This is a genomic window from Pseudomonas sp. AP3_22 TE3818 (assembly GCF_053628995.1).
Window position 1 is genome coordinate 2,037,070 of record NZ_JBRJHL010000001.1, and the last position, 16,823, is coordinate 2,053,892.

At 64.8% G+C, this 16,823-nt stretch carries 4 protein-coding genes; 3 read left to right on the forward strand and 1 reads right to left on the reverse strand.

Annotated elements, in window-relative coordinates; genetic code table 11:
* Positions 1 to 10: 10 nt before the first annotated feature.
* The 3 genes from AB7M25_RS09390 to AB7M25_RS09400 all read left to right on the forward strand — a co-directional run bounded on the left by AB7M25_RS09390 (position 11) and on the right by AB7M25_RS09400 (position 16,195).
* Positions 11 to 3,109, forward strand: coding sequence for a non-ribosomal peptide synthetase (locus AB7M25_RS09390; RefSeq protein ID WP_454237199.1), 3,099 nt, complete (start codon positions 11 to 13; stop codon positions 3,107 to 3,109).
* Entirely contained in the window at positions 3,106 to 14,910 is an 11,805-nt protein-coding gene (locus tag AB7M25_RS09395) for an amino acid adenylation domain-containing protein (protein ID WP_454237200.1), read from the forward strand. The genes AB7M25_RS09390 and AB7M25_RS09395 overlap by 4 nt, the downstream gene beginning before the upstream one ends.
* Positions 14,911 to 15,229: 319 nt before the next feature.
* A complete protein-coding gene (locus AB7M25_RS09400; RefSeq protein ID WP_454237201.1) occupies positions 15,230 to 16,195 on the forward strand; it encodes an alpha/beta hydrolase in 966 nt (321 codons plus the stop codon).
* 146 nt (positions 16,196 to 16,341) lie between these two features.
* Here the strand turns inward: AB7M25_RS09400 and AB7M25_RS09405 are convergent, their stop codons facing one another.
* The gene (locus AB7M25_RS09405) at positions 16,342 to 16,689 is read right to left on the reverse strand and encodes a DUF6124 family protein (protein ID WP_429383586.1); all 348 of its coding nucleotides are present in this window, start codon (positions 16,687 to 16,689) and stop codon (positions 16,342 to 16,344) included.
* Positions 16,690 to 16,823: the final 134 nt, after the last annotated feature.

A 16,823-nucleotide genomic window follows, 5' to 3' on the forward strand; every position in this document is an offset into this window, starting at 1 on the left:
GACACCCGACATGAACACCACCGCCCTCGAACCTTCGGTAGACGTCTTCCAGACTTCGGCCCAGCAGGCCTTTTATTTGCGCGTCCAGGAACTGGGCGCCCAGCCGCTGTTCGCCGCCTTGACATTGCCGGTCGCCAGGCCGGTGACTGCCCGGGCGTTACGGGCGGCGCTGGAGACACTGGGCCGGCGTCACGAAACCCTGCGCACGGTGTACCGCCGCCTGCCGGGCATGAAGTGGCCGGTGCAGAGCCTGTGCGAAGCGCTGCCACTGACAGTGCTGGGCGACCAGCCTTCGGTGACGGAGGCCTTGAGCCGCAGCCGTGAAGTCTTGGTTGAAGATTTGAATCAAGTGCTGGTGGTGGCACAGGTCGAGGGCGAAGCAGGGCAATCCATCGTCACTCTGCTGGCCCCGGCGTGCAGCTTCGACGAGGCCTCGCTGCGGGTGCTGTCGGCTGAACTCGCCAGTCTGTTGCGCGGCGAACCCCTGGTCGAAGACGAGGACGCGCTGCAATACCTGGACTACAGCGCCTGGCAGCAAGCGCTGCGCGAAGAAGACATCGGCCACCAGGGCACCGCGTTCTGGCGCAACCTGCAACAGCAGTTCGCCGTGGTCCACCGCTTGCCCTTCGAAAAAGCGCTCGATGTCACCTTGGTTCGTCGTCGGGCCACCTTGATTGACGCCCCTTGGTTGGCTGGCGTGCAACGGGCCGCTGTTGAAGCGGGCGTCGAGTCGGAGCAATTGGCGCTGTTGCTGTGGACCGCGTTCGTTGCACGCATCGGCCAGCAGGAAAAACTGCTGATGGGCTGGCAGGTGGACGGTCGTAACGAGCAGACCGCCGTCACCCTCGGCCGTTTCGCCCGGCGTCTGCCGGTGGCCTTCGAACACCGTAGCCAGCAGACACTGGCACAGGCCTTGGCCACCTTTGCGGCCAGCGTTGAGCAGTCGCTGTCCTGGCTCGACTGCCTCAACGAGTTCGAACTGAGCGCCGAAGGCACCGCGCCGCTGCGTTACGGCTTCGTCTATCAAGCCGCCATTGAAGCCGACATCGAGGTGGACGACGCCAACCCCGAAGTCTTGCGCCTGCGTGTTCAGGGCGAGCAGTTGCAGTTGTCGTGTCTCGACGGTGCGCTGCCGGAGTCGATGCTGGCCGAATGGCTGGAGCAGTTTGTCGAGTTCAGCCGTCAATTGCTGGCATCGCCCGAGCTGACCCTGGCTCAGGCAAATCTGCTCAATGCGGCACAACGGACCCGCCTGATCGAAGGCTTCAACCCGAACGCCACCGGGCAGGCCTTGCCGTGCCGCTTCCTGCAGGAGTTGTTCAGCGAACAGACGCGCCAGCATCCGCAACGCATCGCCCTGAGTATCAACGGTCAGCGCCTGACCTATGCCGAGCTGGATGCGCGCGCCAACCAGGTGGCCAATACCCTGCGCGCCCAAGGCGTGGCGGCGGATGAAATCGTGGCGGTCTACGGCCAGCGCTCGCTGGAAATCGTCATTGCCTTGTTGGGTACGCTCAAGGCGGGCGCTGCGTACTTGCCGCTGGACCCGAACTACCCGATCGAGCGCCTGGCGTTCATGCTCGCCGATACCGGCGCGCGCCAGCTGCTGGCCTGCCAGCCGCTGCCGGATGCATTGCGTCATGAACGGATAATTTCCCTGATGCCGGGGGCCGACGTCTGGGCCGCCGCGCAAACCGAACCTGCGCCTCAGGGCGACAGCGCCAACCTGGCCTACGTCATCTACACCTCCGGTTCCACCGGCAAACCCAAGGGCGTGATGATCAGTCATGCCAACGCCGTGGCCTCGACCCTGGCGCGCACTGGGTTTTATCACCAGCCGCTGCGTGCGTTCCTGATGCTCTCGTCGTTCTCCTTCGACAGTTCGGTGGCCGGGGTTTTCTGGGCGCTGGGGCAGGGCGCGACCCTGTGCCTGCCGGACGAGGACAGCTATAAGGATCCGGCGCAACTCGCGGCGTTGATCCAGCGCGAAGAGGTTTCCCATTACCTGACCTTGCCGTCGTATCACGCACAGATTCTCGAACACCTCGATCAACAGGCCCTGGCCTGCGTCATCGTTGCCGGTGAAGCCTGCAGCAACGCCCTGGTGCAGCGACATCGCGAGGCATTGCCGGGGGTGGCACTGGTCAACGAATACGGCCCGACCGAAGGCACCGTGTGGTGCTCGGCCTGGGAGCTTCCGGCCGGTCAGGACGCCGACAGCATCCCGATCGGCCAGCCGATTGCCGGCATGCGCATTCACGTGCTCGGCCCGGACCTGCAACCGGTGGCCGTGGGCGTCGAGGGTGAACTCTACGTCGGCGGTGCCGGCATTGCCCGGGGCTACTTGCAGCGTGCCACGCTGACGGCCGAGCGCTTTGTCCCCGACCTGTTTGCAAAGGCGACGGGCCAACGCCTGTACCGCACCGGGGACCTGGCGCGCTATCGCGCCGATGGCGTGCTGGAGTATCTGGGCCGGGTCGATCACCAGGTGAAAATCCGCGGCTTCCGCATCGAGCTGGGTGAAATCGAAGCGGCCATGCGCAGCGCACCGGGCATCGAGGACGCCGCCGTCATCGCCCGGGAAACCCCGACCGGCCCGCAGCTGCTGGGCTTCGTGGTGTCCCCGGCCGACACCGCCGACCTCCGTCTCAACGAGTTGCGCAGCCATCTGGCCGAGGCGCTGCCCGAGCACATGCAGCCGGCGCGCTTGCAGGTGCTGGAGCGTTTCCCGCTGATGCCCAACGGCAAGCTCAATCGCCAGGCCTTGCTCGATCTCGATGTGCGCCGCAGCGCCTTCGTCGCGCCGCGCAACGACCTGGAAAAAAAACTGGCGGCAATCTGGGCCGAAGCGCTGCACGTCGAGCGCGTTGGCGTGCACGACAGCTTCTTCGAACTGGGCGGGCACTCGCTGCTTGCCACGCGCATTCGCGCGCGGATTCAGGACGAACTGAACCTGGCGATCCCGCTCAAGCTGTTTTTCGACGGCGATACCCTGGAACGCCTGGCAGCGCAGATCGAGCAGTTCCGCCAGCAAAGTGAACACCAGGAAAACGACGTAGACGCCCTCGAAGCGTTGTTCGACGAAGTGGATGAGGAACACGCGCAATGAGTGCTGCACCGGACAGAATGATGACCCTGGCCCAGCGTTTCTGCGGCTTGAGCGCGGACGCCCGGCGTGCGTTGCAAGAAAAGATGCACGCTCAGGGGCTGACCCTGGAATTGCTGCCGATCCCGCCACGGGTCCGCACCATCGACACGCTGCCGGCGTCCTACGCGCAGCAGCGCTTGTGGTTCCTCTGGCAGATGCAGCCCCAGGCCACGGCCTACAACCTGACCGGTGCCTTCCGCCTCAATGGCGAGCTGAACCGCGATGCATTGGCGCAGACCCTGGCGACCCTGGTGCAACGTCATGAGGTGTTGCGCACCACGTTCGTCTTCGACGAACAGCAAGTGCTGCAGCACATCCACCCGCAGATGGACACCCCGCTGGTCGAGGCCACTGCCACCGACGACATCGAACTGCAACGCCAGATCGCCCTCAACGCCGAGCAGCCGTTCGACCTGCAGCATGGTCCGTTGATGCGCTGCCGCTTGATCCGCCTCGATGCCCGGCAACATGTGCTGGTGCTGACCTTCCATCACATCGTCACCGATGGCGGCTCGCTGCCGATCCTGTTGCAGGAGTTCACCCAAGTCTATGGACAACTCAGTGCAGGGCAGACCGCGCAGCTACCGGAACCAGGCATTCAATACGCGGACTTCGCCCGCTGGCAGCGCCTGTGGCTGGAGGCCGGTGAAGCCGAGCGTCAGCTCGATTACTGGCGCGAACAGCTGGGCAACGAGCATCCACCGCTGAACCTGCCGACCGACCGCCGTCGCCCGGCGATCCCGAGCCAGCAGGGCGCCAGCGTCGAGCTGAAAATTCCCGCTGCGTTGACTGCGCAACTGCGCGAGCTGGCCCGCCGCGAAGGCTGCACCCTGTTCATGCTGCTGATGGCAGCGTTGCAGACGCTGTTGCATCGCTACAGCGGCGAACAGGACATTCGCGTCGGCGTGCCGATTGCCAACCGTACCCGCCAGGACGTGGAAAACCTGCTGGGCTTTTTCGTCAACACCCAGGTGCTGCGCAGCCAGCCCCGGGCCGACCAGCCGTTTGTGCAATTGCTGGCCGAGGTCAAGGCCGCGGCACTCGGCGCGCAGGCCCATCAGGACCTGCCGTTCGAGCAACTGGTCGATGGCCTGGGCGTGGAGCGTAGCCTGAGCCACACGCCGTTGTTCCAGGTGATGTTCAACCACCAGCGCGACAGTGGCGATCCGCAACGCTGGGACTTGCCGGGCCTGAGCGTCGAACCGCTGATCTGGGACGAAAAGACCACCAAGTTCGACCTGATGCTCGACACCGTCGAAAGCGACGAGGGCATCCACGCGTCGTTCGTCTACGCCACCGAACTGTTCGACGCCGCGACCATCGAGCGTCTCGGCCGCCACTGGCTGAACCTGTTGCAGGCCATCTGCATCGACGGCGATGTGGCCTTGGCCGACCTGAGCATGCTCGACGCCTCCGAGCAGCAAGCCACCTTGCTGGACTGGAATCGCAGCGCCGAAATCAACGCGCCAGAAGCTGCGAATGCCCTGTGTGCCCATCAACTGATCGAGGCCCAGGCCGCCGCGCACCCGCACAACATTGCCGTGACCTGCGAGGGCATCACCCTCACTTACGCCGAACTGAACAGCCGCGCCAACCGCATCGCCCATCGTCTGCGCGAGCGCGGTGTCGGCCCGGACGTGTTGGTGGGCACCGCCCTGGAGCGCTCGCTGGAGATGATCGTCAGCCTGCTGGCGATCCTCAAGGCCGGTGGCGCCTATGTGCCGCTGGACCCGGATTACCCGCAGGATCGCCTGGCCTACATGCTCGCCGACAGCGGCACGCGCCTGTTGCTGACCGATTCGGCACTGATGCCGCGCCTGCCGTTGGACGAAGGCATTGAAGTGATCTGTCTCGATCACGCCAGCGACTGGCTCGATGAGGCCAGCGCCGACAACCTGCCGAACCTGACCGCTGCCGCGAACCTGGCCTACGTCATCTACACCTCCGGCTCCACCGGCAAACCCAAGGGCACGCTGCTGCCCCACAGCAACCTGACCCGCCTGTTCAGCGCCACCGGGCACTGGTTCGGTTTCCATGCGGACGACGTCTGGAGCCTGTTCCATTCCTATGCCTTCGACTTTTCCGTATGGGAAATCTTTGGCGCGCTGTTCTACGGCGGCAAGCTGGTGGTCGTGCCGCACGCGGTCAGCCGCTCCCCGGAAGACTTCGCCCGCTTGCTCAGTGATGAAGGTGTCACGGTACTCAACCAGACCCCCTCGGCCTTCCGCCAGTTGATGCCGTTCGCCTGCGCCAACGCGCCAGGCATGGCCCTGCGTTACGTGGTGTTCGGTGGCGAGGCGCTGGACGTGGCCAGCCTGCGGCCGTGGTACGACGCCTTCGACGACCGGCAGCCATTGCTGATCAATATGTACGGCATCACCGAAACCACGGTGCACGTGACCTACCGCCCGCTGTCCCGCGCCGACCTCGATAGCGCCAACAGCTCGCCGCTGGGCGAGCCGATCAGCGATCTGCTCTGGTACGTGCTCGACCCGCGCCTGAACCCGGTGGCCAAGGGCTGCGTCGGTGAGCTGTACGTCGGCGGTGCCGGTCTGGCCCGGGGTTATCACCAGCGTGCCGACCTGACCGCCACGCGCTTTGTGCCGGACCTGTTCGCCGCTGAGCCGGGCGCACGCCTGTATCGCACCGGCGACCTGGCGCGTTATTGCGCCGATGGCAGCATCGAGTACGCCGGGCGTATCGACCATCAAGTGAAGATCCGTGGCTTTCGCATCGAACTGGGGGAAATCCAGGAGCGCCTGCAAAGCCACCCGGCCATCGAGCAGGCGCTGGTCCTGGCACCGCAGGTCAACGGCAGCCAGCAACTGGTGGCGTGGTTCACCGCGAGCAACGACGACAAGGATTTGCGCCAGTCCCTGCGCGAACATTTGCAGGGCGGTTTGCCGGACTACATGGTGCCGGCACACCTGATCAGACTCGAGCACTGGCCGCTGACCAGCAACGGCAAGCTGGATCGCAACGCATTGCCCAAGCCTGATGCGGCGCTGGCGCAGCAGGCTTACACGGCGCCGATGGATGACATGCAGACCGAGCTGGCGGCGATCTGGCAAGACGTGCTCAAGCTCGAGCGCGTAGGCATCGATGACAACTTCTTCGAGCTGGGCGGTGACTCGATCATCTCCATCCAGGTGGTCAGCCGCGCGCGTCAGGCCGGGATTCGCATCACCCCGCGCGACCTGTTCCAGCACCAGACCGTGCAGAGTCTGGCGAAGGTCGCCGTGCGCAGCGCCGGGCTGGTCATCGATCAGGGGCCGGTGCGCGGTGACGTATTGCTGACGCCGATCCAGCACTGGTTCTTCGAACAAGGCATCGAGGCCCGCCATCACTGGAACCAGTCGGTATTGCTGGAACTGCACGAGCCGCTGGACAGCGGCTGCCTGCAACAGGCGCTGGCGGCCTTGCTGGAACATCACGACGCATTGCGCCTGCGTTTGCATCAGGTCGATGGTGTCTGGCAACAGGCACAAGCCGAGCAGTGGAGCAGCGCTGATGTGCTGTGGCAGCGCCAGGCCGCCGATGCCGATGAACTGCTTGAACTGTGCGACGCCGCACAGGCGAGCCTGAACTTGCAGGACGGCCCGCTGCTGCGTGCCTTGTTGGTGGACATGGGTACGGCAGGCCAGCGCCTGTTGCTGGTGGTGCATCACCTGGCGGTGGACGGCGTTTCCTGGCGTCTGCTGCTCGAAGACCTGCAAGCCGCTTACGCTCAGGCACGTCAGGCCGAGCCGCTGCGCCTGCCGGCCAAGACCAGCGCCTATCAGGCCTGGACCGCACGTTTGCAACGCCATGCGCAAAGCCCGGCGCTGGCGCAGCAAGCCGCTTACTGGCAAGCCCAGTACCACGACGTCGCGGTGCAACTGCCGGCGGATAACCCGCAAGGCAGCCTGGCCAGCCGGCACGCCATCAGCGTGGAAACCGTGCTCGACAGCACCTTGACCCGCCAACTGCTGCAAGACGCTCCGGCGGCTTACCGCACCCAGGTCAACGACCTGTTGCTGACGGCACTGGCGCGGGTATTGGGCCAATGGACCGGTCAATCGTCGACCCTGGTCAAACTGGAAGGCCACGGCCGCGAAGACCTGTTCGACGACATCGACCTGACCCGCACCCTGGGCTGGTTCACCTCGATTTTCCCGGTCAAGCTCACCCCGGCCGACGACCTGGCCGCGAGCATCAAGGCGGTCAAGGAACAGCTGCGCGCCGTGCCCGACAAAGGCATCGGCTTCGGCATCCTGCGCTATCTGACCGAGGCTGGCCTTGAGGCTCTGCCGTCACCCCAGGTCACCTTCAACTACATGGGCCAGTTCGATGCCAGCTTCGACGAGCAGGCGCCGTGGCGTCCGGCGAAGGAAAGTGGCGGTGCCGAGCAGGGCGCCTCGGCCGAGCTGGACCGGGGCCTGAGCATCAACGGCCAGGTCTACGCTGGCCAACTGCGCTTGAGCTGGACCTTCAGTAGCGACCTGTTCAAAGCGCAAACCGTACAGCACCTGGCGGATGCCTATGCCATGGAGTTGCAACGGCTGATCGAGCATTGCCTGAGCGGTGCCGGAGGCCTGACCCCGAGCGACGTACCGCTGGTGCGCGTCGATCAGGCGCAGCTCGATGCCTTGCCGCTGGCGGCCAGCCGCATCGAAGACATCCTGCCGCTGTCGCCGATGCAGCAAGGCATGTTGTTCCACAGCCTGTTCGCCCCGGATGCCGGTGCCTATGTGCCGCAGATGCGCGTGGATGTACAGGGGCTGGACGTCGAGGCGTTCGGCAATGCCTGGCAGCAGACGCTGCAGCGTCATGAAGTGCTGCGCGCGGCGTTTTTCAGCGAAAGCAATGGCTCGCGGCCGCTGCAAGTGATCCTGGCCGAAGCCACGTTGCCGATGACCCTGCTCGACTGGCGCGACCGGCCTGATCTACCGCACGCGCTGGAGCGACTGGCCGAGGACGATCGCCTGCGCGGTTTCGACCTGACGGCTGCACCGCTGTTGCGCCTGACCCTGGTGCAGACCGCCGATGACAGCCATCACCTGATCTTCACCAACCACCACATCCTGCTGGACGGCTGGAGCACCTCGCAGTTGTTTGGCGAAGTGCTGCAGCGCTACTCCGGCGTCATGCCGGCGCCGAGCGTCGGTCGTTATCGCGATTACATGGGCTGGCTGGGCACCCGTGACCGCGCTGCGTGCAAAGCCTTCTGGCTGGAGCAATTGCAAGCGTTCACCGAGCCAACGCGACTGGCCGGTGCCTTGCCGGGTCCGGTTGCAGGACAGTGCAGCGGTCATCGCACCCTGAACCTCAGCCTGGACCGCACGGCCACCGAGCGTCTGAGCGGTTTCGCCCGCCAGGCCCGTGTCACGCCCAACACCCTGCTGCAAGCGGCATGGCTGTTGATATTGCAGCGCTACACCGGCCAGTCGACGGTGGCGTTCGGCGCCACGGTGTCGGGGCGTCCGAGTGAACTGCAAGGCATCGAGCAGCAGATCGGGTTGTTCATCAACACCTTGCCGGTGATCGCCACGCCGCACCCCGAGCGCACGGTCAGCCAATGGATCGAGGAAGTCCAGGCGCTCAACCTCAGGTTGCGCGAAGTCGAGTACACGCCGCTGGCGGACGTGCAGCGCTGGGCCGGTCATTCCGGCGAGGCGCTGTTCGACACCCTGCTGGTGTTTGAAAACTACCCGGTGGCGCAAGCGTTGGAGGAGGGCAACAGCAGCGCGCTGAAGTTCTCCGGCATCCGTCACCACGACCAGACCAGTTTCCCGCTGGCCATTGCCGCCGAGCTGGGCGAATGCCTGGACCTGCGTTTCAACTACGACACGGCGCTGTTCAGTGCCGAGGCCATCGAGGGTTTGAGCACTCGGCTGGTGGCGTTGCTCGATGCCATGGTCTGCGCGCCGCAGCAGCCATTGGGGCGCTTGAGCCTGCTCGATGCCGTGCAAACGGCGCAGCAGGTCGAAGGCTTCAACCGCACGGTGCAGGCCTGGGGGGATGTGCGCCCGGTCTACCAGTGCTTCGAAGCCCAGGTGCTGCAAACCCCGGAGGCCCCGGCCCTGGTGTTTGCCGGCCGGACCCTGAGTTATCGCCAGCTCAACCAACAGGCCAACCGCCTGGCGCACCTGTTGCGCCGCCAGGGTGTGGGCGCCGAAGTGTTGGTGGGCATCGCTGCCGAGCGCTCGCTGGAACTGGTGATCGGCTTGCTGGCGATCATGAAGGCCGGTGGCGCCTACGTGCCGCTGGACCCGGATTACCCGCGTGAACGCCTGGAGCACATGTTCGACGACAGTGGCGTGCACCTGCTGCTGACCCAGTGTCATTTGCTTGAGCAGTTGCCGATCCCGGCCGCCACCACGGCGATCTGCCTGGACGACATGGCGCCGCTGCTCGAAGGGCTGAGCGACGAAAACCTGTCCTGCGTGGTCGAGCTGCAATCGCTGGCCTACATGATCTATACCTCCGGCTCCACCGGCAAACCCAAGGGCGCGGCCAACCGTCACGATGCCTTGTACAACCGCCTGGCGTGGATGCAGGGCGCCTATCCGCTGGGCGGGCGCGACACCGTGTTGCAGAAAACCCCGTTCAGTTTCGACGTGTCGGTCTGGGAGTTCTTCTGGCCGCTGATGACCGGCGCACGGCTGGCCGTGGCCGAACCGGGTGCCCATCGCGATCCGGCGCAACTGGTCAGCCTGATCGAGCAGTACCAGGTCAGCACCCTGCATTTCGTGCCGTCGATGTTGCAGGCGTTTGTCCAGGGCGAAGGCTTCGAGCGTTGCGCCAGCCTGCGGCAGATCATGTGCAGCGGCGAAGCCTTGTCGGCAGACTTGCAGCACAGCCTGTTCCGCGTCCTGCCGGACGTCGCCCTGTACAACCTGTACGGCCCGACCGAAGCGGCGATCGACGTGACCCACTGGACCTGTGTCGATGACGACGGGTTCAGCGTGCCGATCGGTTATCCGATTGCCAATCTGGTGACCTACATCCTCGACGACAGCCTGCAACCGCAGGTGCAGGGTTGTGTGGGCGAGCTGTACCTGGGCGGCATCGGCCTGGCCCGTGGTTACCACAACCGTCCGGACCTGACCGCCGAGCGCTTCGTCGCCAGCCCGTTCGGTGAGCAGGGCGAGCGCCTGTACCGCACCGGCGATCTGGCGCGCTATCGCGAGGACGGCGTGATCGAGTACGTCGGCCGCATTGACCATCAAGTGAAGATCCGCGGTTTGCGCATCGAGCTGGGGGAAATCGAAGCCTGCCTGCTGGAGCATCCACAGGTACGCGAAGCCGTGGTGATCGCCCTGGACGTTGGCAAGTCCAAGCAATTGGTGGCTTACGTTGTCGGTCATGCGGACCTTGAGCCACTCAAGCAACACCTGCGCAAGGCGCTGCCCGAGCATATGCAGCCAAGCCACATACTGCTGCTCGATCAGTTGCCGGTGACACCCAACGGCAAGCTCGACCGCCGCGCATTGCCGCAGCCGGACCAGCAGGTTCGCGAGTATGTGGCGCCGCGCAGTGCCGTGGAAGCGACGCTGCAAACCGTGTGGCAGGCGTTGTTCGAAGTGCCGCAAGTGGGCATGCACGACAACTTCTTCGAACTGGGCGGCGATTCCATCGTCTCGATCCAGGTCGTCAGCCGCGCACGCAATGCCGGCTTGAGCATTTCGCCCAAGCATGTGTTCAGCCATCCGACCCTCGCCGAACTGGCGACGGTCGCCCAACCCGTCGGGGCGGATCAAGCCGTACCGACAGTGGTTGCACCGGCAGCAAAAATCGAACTGAGTGAAGCGCAATACCAGGCGCTGGAACTGACAGCGGACGAAGTCGAGGACGTTTATCCGCTGTCGCCGATGCAGCAAGGCATGCTCTTCCACTCGGTGCAGGACGGCGATTCGGGGCTGTACGTCAACCAGATCGAAGTGGGTGTGCGCGGCGTGGATGGCACGCGCTTCCGCGAAGCCTGGGCCGATGCCGCCCAACGTCACGGGATTCTGCGCACCGCATTCCTCTGGGAAGGCGACAAGGAACCGCTGCAAGTGGTGCGGCGCAATGCGCCTGCGCTGCTGACCGAGCTGGACTGGCGCGGGCTGGATGATCAGCCTGAACGCGTCCGCCAACTGGCCCAGGAGGAGCGCGAACGCGGATTCTCGCTCAACCGCGCCCCCTTGTTGCGCCTGTTGCTGGTGCGTCTGGAAGACGACCGCTATCGCCTGATCTGGACGTACCACCACATCCTCATGGACGGTTGGAGCGTGTCACGCCTGATCGGTGAAGTGCTGCGCCATTACAGCGGCGATGAGCACGAGCCGGTGGCCGCCTATCGTGACTACATCGACTGGCTCGGCCAGCAAGTCGCCGAGGCCAGCGAGGTGTTCTGGAAAGGCAAACTCGCCAACCTGGAAGGCGCCACGCACCTGGCCCGCGCCTTGCCGGTCAAGGCGCCGCAAGCGGGTTACCACGCGATCTACACGCACCTGAGTGCCGGGCAGACTGCGCGTTTGCAGGCGTTTGCCCAGCAACAGCAGGTGACGCTCAACACCCTGGTGCAAGCCGCGTGGTTGCTGCTGTTGCAGCGCTACACCGGCCAGCGCACGGTGACGTTCGGCGCCACCGTGTCCGGGCGGCCGGAAACCCTCAACGGCTCCGAGAACATGCTCGGGCTGTTCATCAACACCTTGCCGGTGGTCAACAGCGTGCCGACCGAGGCCCGCGTCGGTGACTGGCTGCGCGAAATCCAGGCCTACAACCTCGACATCCGCGACTTCCAGCAAACCCCGCTGAGCGATATCCAGCGCTGGGCCGGGCAGGGCGGACAGTCGTTGTTCGACAGCATCATCGTCTTCGAAAACCAGCCGGTGGACCGCACCCTGCGCGAATGGAACGGCGACTCGCTGCGCTTCGAAGACGTGTCCGACTTCGGCCTGACCAGCTTCGCCATGGACCTGATGGTCAGCCTCGACGAGGGGCTGCGCATCGAGTACATGCACCAGCGCGACCAGTTCGATCTGGCGACCGTCGAAATCCTGCGCGGCCACATGGAAAGCCTGATGCAGCGCCTGTGCGACGACGCCGGGCGTGCCGTCGGCGAGCTGGGCCTGCTGACCCTGGACGAAGGCCGGGCGCTGGACGGCGAACGGCCGGTGGTGGCGGACGGTGACGAGACACCGGTGCACGAGCTGATCCGTCAGCGTGCGCGACTGCAACCGGATCACACGGCGCTGGTGCTCAGTTATGCCGACCGCGACGCCGAGCACCTGAGCTACGCCGAGCTGGACCGGCGCTCCGATGCGTTGGCGGTGCATCTGCTGGAACAAGGCGTGCAGGCCGAAGACGTGATCGGCGTGTTCATGGAGCGTTCGCTGGAGCTGGTGGTGTCGTTGCTGGCGGTGATGAAGTGCGGCGCCGCCTACGTGCCGCTGGACCCGCAATACCCGCAGGAACGCCTGCGCTACATGATGGCCGACAGCGACATGCGCCTGCTGCTGACCCAGGAACGGCTGCGCGACACCGCGCAGTTGAATCCGGGCACGGCCACGATCGCGGTGGACCGATTGAACCTCGACATCGATGTCGCGGTGCCCCCGTGCGCCGTACACGCCGAGCAACTGGCCTACCTGATCTACACCTCCGGTTCGACCGGCAAACCGAAGAGCGTCGCCGTCGCCCACGGCCCCCTGAGCATGCACGTACAGGCCATCGCCGAGCTGTATGAGATGGACCCGGGCAACCGCGAACTGCACTTCATGTCGTTCGCCTTCGATGGCGCCCATGAACGCTGGATCACCGCGCTGATCAGCGGCTCGACCCTGGTCATTCGCGACAATACGCTGTGGACCGCCGAACAGACCCTGGCCGTGCTGCACCGCCAGCGCATCAGCGTCGCCTGCTTCCCCCCGGCGTACCTGCTGCAACTGGCCGAGCACGCCGAACTGCAGGGCGGTGATCCGCCGCCGGTGCGCATCTACTGCTTCGGTGGCGATGCGGTGCCGGACGCCACGTTCGAGCGGGTCAAGCACACACTCAAGCCGCAATACCTGGTCAACGGCTACGGCCCGACGGAAACCGTGGTCACGCCGCTGCTGTGGAAGATCGCTGCCGACGGCCATTGCCAGGCGATGTACGCGCCGATTGGCCAACGCGTCGGCAGCCGCAGCCTGCACGTGCTGGACATGGACCTCAACCCGCTGCCGGTGGGCATGGTCGGCGAGCTGTACATCGGCGGACGGGGTGTCGCGCGCGGTTACCATCGTCATCCGTGGCAGAGCGCCGAGCGCTTCGTCGCCGATCCGTTCAGCCCTGAAGGCGGGCGCCTGTACCGCACCGGTGACCTGGTGCGCCGTCGCGAGGATGGCGTGTTCGACTACGTCGGGCGCATCGACCATCAGGTCAAGGTGCGCGGTTTCCGCATCGAACTGGGCGAAATCGAAGCCCGCTTGCGCGAGCAGGCCGGGGTCAACGATGCGCTGGTGGTCGTGCGGGACAACGGCCAGGGGCCGCAACTGGTGGGCTATGTGGTTGCGCAAGATGATGGCCTCGGCCCGCGTTGCCAGGCGGCATTGCGCGAAAGCCTGCCCGACTACATGGTGCCGACGCAGGTCGTGGTGCTGCCGCGCTTCCCGCTGACGCCCAACGGCAAGCTTGACCGCAAGGCCCTGCCGGATCCGGCCTTCACCGGCCGCGACTACGTGGCCCCGCGCACGCCGCTGGAATGGGCGCTGGCGGACATCTGGCAACAGGTGCTGGGCATCGAGAAGGTCGGTATCACCGACAACTTCTTCGAGTTGGGCGGCGATTCGCTGCGCACCCTCAAGGTGATCTCGAAAGTGCGTGCGCTGAACGCGCCGGATTTCCAGATCAAGCTGCGCGACATGATGGCCAAGCCGACAATTGCCGGGTTGTCCGGTGTCGACGAGCAGCCCGTGCGCCAGAGCCCGCAACCGCTGTTGCTGCTCAATCAGGTGATAGCGGATCAGCCGGCATTGTTCTGCCTGCACGCCGGTTTCGGCACGGTGTTCGATTACGAGCCGTTGGCCCGGCGCCTGGATGGCGAGCGCACGGTGTACGGCGTGCAATGCCGGATGCTGCTCGACCGGCAGTGGCACGACACCTCGCTTTCGCAGATGGCCGCCGACTACGTCGAGGCGATCCGCGCCAGACAACCCCAGGGGCCGTACCATGTGCTGGGCTGGTCGCTGGGCGGGGCGTTGGCGTTGCTGGTGAGTGAGCTGTTCGAACAGCAGGGCCAGCGCGTGGCATTCGTCGGTCTGGTGGACAGCTTTGTACCGACCCAGGCCAATGCCGTTGCCAGTGCGGATGAGTGGCGAGTGGATCTGGCCGAGTTCCTCGGTGCAGCCTTGGGCATGGATGGCGAGGTGATCGCCCGGGCGTTGAGTACCGAGTCGGCGGGGGACCACGATGCCGTGGCGCGGATCATTCGCGCGGTGATCAACAGCCAAAGCGATCAGGCCAGCGGATATGCGCTGCTCGGTGCCGATGAACTGGCCCAGACGTTCATGGTCAGCACACGCTTGAAGGCCCTGTCGCGGCAAGTCGACACCCTGCCGATTCCGCAAGCCGGGCTGCATTGCTGGTGGGCCGACGGCAACCCGACGGCCGAACGCGCCACGCTCGAACGCCAGCAACCGCGGCTGCATCAGGTGCAAACGGTAATGGCCGGGCACTTCGATATCCTGCAGCAGGATGAGTGCCTGGACGCCGTGGTGGCGCTGCTTGGCCGGGAGGTGGTGCCGCAGATCTAAACTGTTCATTCTTGGTCAGGACCACTTACCTGTGGCGAGGGGGCTTGTCGGATCGCCGCACCGCCCCGTTCGGCTGCGAAGCAGTCGTAAACCCGAACAATGCGGTATGCCTGAATAACCGCAGTGGCTGGTTTTGGGGCCGCTTCGCAGCCCAACGGGGGCAAGCCCCCTCGCCACAGGCAAGCACCCTCACCACAGGGAAGTGGTTCTGTCCACAGATTGTCACTCGGTTTGAGCAGTTCTTGAGCTCCCCCTAATGAACGACCCTCCCGGTTCGTTTACCAGGGCAAGCCTGTTTATCTTTTGGAGACTACCGCCCATGGCATTGCACCCGGACATCGAAGGTTTTCTGGAACTGGCCGAGTTCGGCCGCCTCAGCGGCAAAAGCCAACCCATGCATGAGCTGACGCCTGGCGAAGCGCGGCAGCAATTCGAACAGACGTCGCAGTTGCTCGATGCCACCCCGACAGGCGCGTTGACGGTGACGGCGCTCAGCCTGCCTGCGCGGGACGGGCATGTGCTCAATGCGCGGCTGTACGTCAAACCGCAACCGGACAACGAGCCACGTCCGGTGTTGTTGTACTTCCATGGCGGCGGCTACGTGGTGGGCAGCCTCGATTCCCACGACACCCTGTGCCGGCGTCTGGCGCTGGCAGGGGAATTTGCCGTGTTGTCGGCGGACTATCGACTGGCGCCGGAACACCGTTTCCCCACCGCTTACAACGATGTCGAAGACGTGACGCGCTGGCTGGCTGTTACCGGTGCTCAAGCCTTGGGACTGGACGCGAGGCGCATAGCGTTGGCGGGGGACAGCGTCGGCGGCAGCCTGGTGGCGTCGCTGTGTATCGCCATCGCCCAGGACCCGCGAGGATGGCCGCTGGTACCGCGTCTGCAAGTGTTGCTGTACCCGGTGATCGACGCGGTAAAAAAACGCCCGTCCCTGGAGCGATTCGCCGAAGGCTTTCTGCTGGAAGCCACCACGCTGGAGTGGTTCTACCAGCAATACCAACGCAGCGAAGCGGATCGTGCCGACTGGCGTTTTTCACCGCTGTACGCCGAGGGCCTGCAACGCCTGACGCCGACGTTGCTGTGGCTGTCCGAGTACGATCCATTACTCGATGAAGGTCTGGCCTGGGCCGAAAAACTGCGGACCGCGGGGCAACCCTTGGCGCTGGACGTAAAGGCCGGCATGACCCACGACTTTGCGCGCATGGGCGAAATGGTCCAGGAAGTGCCGGGGATGCTGGTGCAGTTGGCGGCGCAGATTGGAGAGAGTTTGGCCTGACATATTAGTGATCAGCGACGTCGTACCCCTGTGGGAGCGGGCTTGCTCGCGAAAGCGATATTTCAGCCGACACATAAGTTGCCTGACACACCGCCTTCGCGAGCAAGCCCGCTCCCACAGGTCTATCGGTGATCTGGGAAATGTGGTCAGGGCGGATCAAGCCGATCCAGCGCCCGATTCACCGCCAGTTCCCCCAGCATGATCACCTGCGCAATCCCCAACAGCGCATGGCGACTTGTCCCCTGCAAATGATCCACCAGATCGTTGGCCATGACATTGGCCGAAGCCAGGGATTCGCAGGCGTGCACCAGCAGGGTTTCGGTACTGAGGTCGGGGTTGACGATGAACATCGTGCTGGGTGTGCGCGGGGTGGCCATGATGCTGGGGCCTGGATCGAAGGCGCGCTCGGAGGCTTCATGGGATTGTTTTGATTCGGGACTTTCGTGTGGGGAGGCCGGGTCGGAGTCGGGCGGATTGGGAGTTACCTTGAACATAGATTTGGGTCCTGTTTTTGAGCTACCACCACCTCTCTACTAATAAGAAGGGTGGCAGCTGTGCGCAGGTTAGTAGACCGGGGACCCAGGGAGCCGGCGCGCCCGAGGGCGCCCTGCACACAGCCACCATAAAG

Excerpts from the sequence above, each read along its gene's own strand:
- AB7M25_RS09390 (WP_454237199.1), top strand. The coding sequence starts at position 11 with ATGAACACCACCGCCCTCGAACCTTCGGTAGACGTCTTCCAGACTTCG.
- AB7M25_RS09395 (WP_454237200.1), top strand. The coding sequence starts at position 3,106 with ATGAGTGCTGCACCGGACAGAATGATGACCCTGGCCCAGCGTTTCTGC.
- AB7M25_RS09400 (WP_454237201.1), top strand. The coding sequence starts at position 15,230 with ATGGCATTGCACCCGGACATCGAAGGTTTTCTGGAACTGGCCGAGTTC.
- AB7M25_RS09405 (WP_429383586.1), bottom strand. The coding sequence starts at position 16,689 with ATGTTCAAGGTAACTCCCAATCCGCCCGACTCCGACCCGGCCTCCCCA.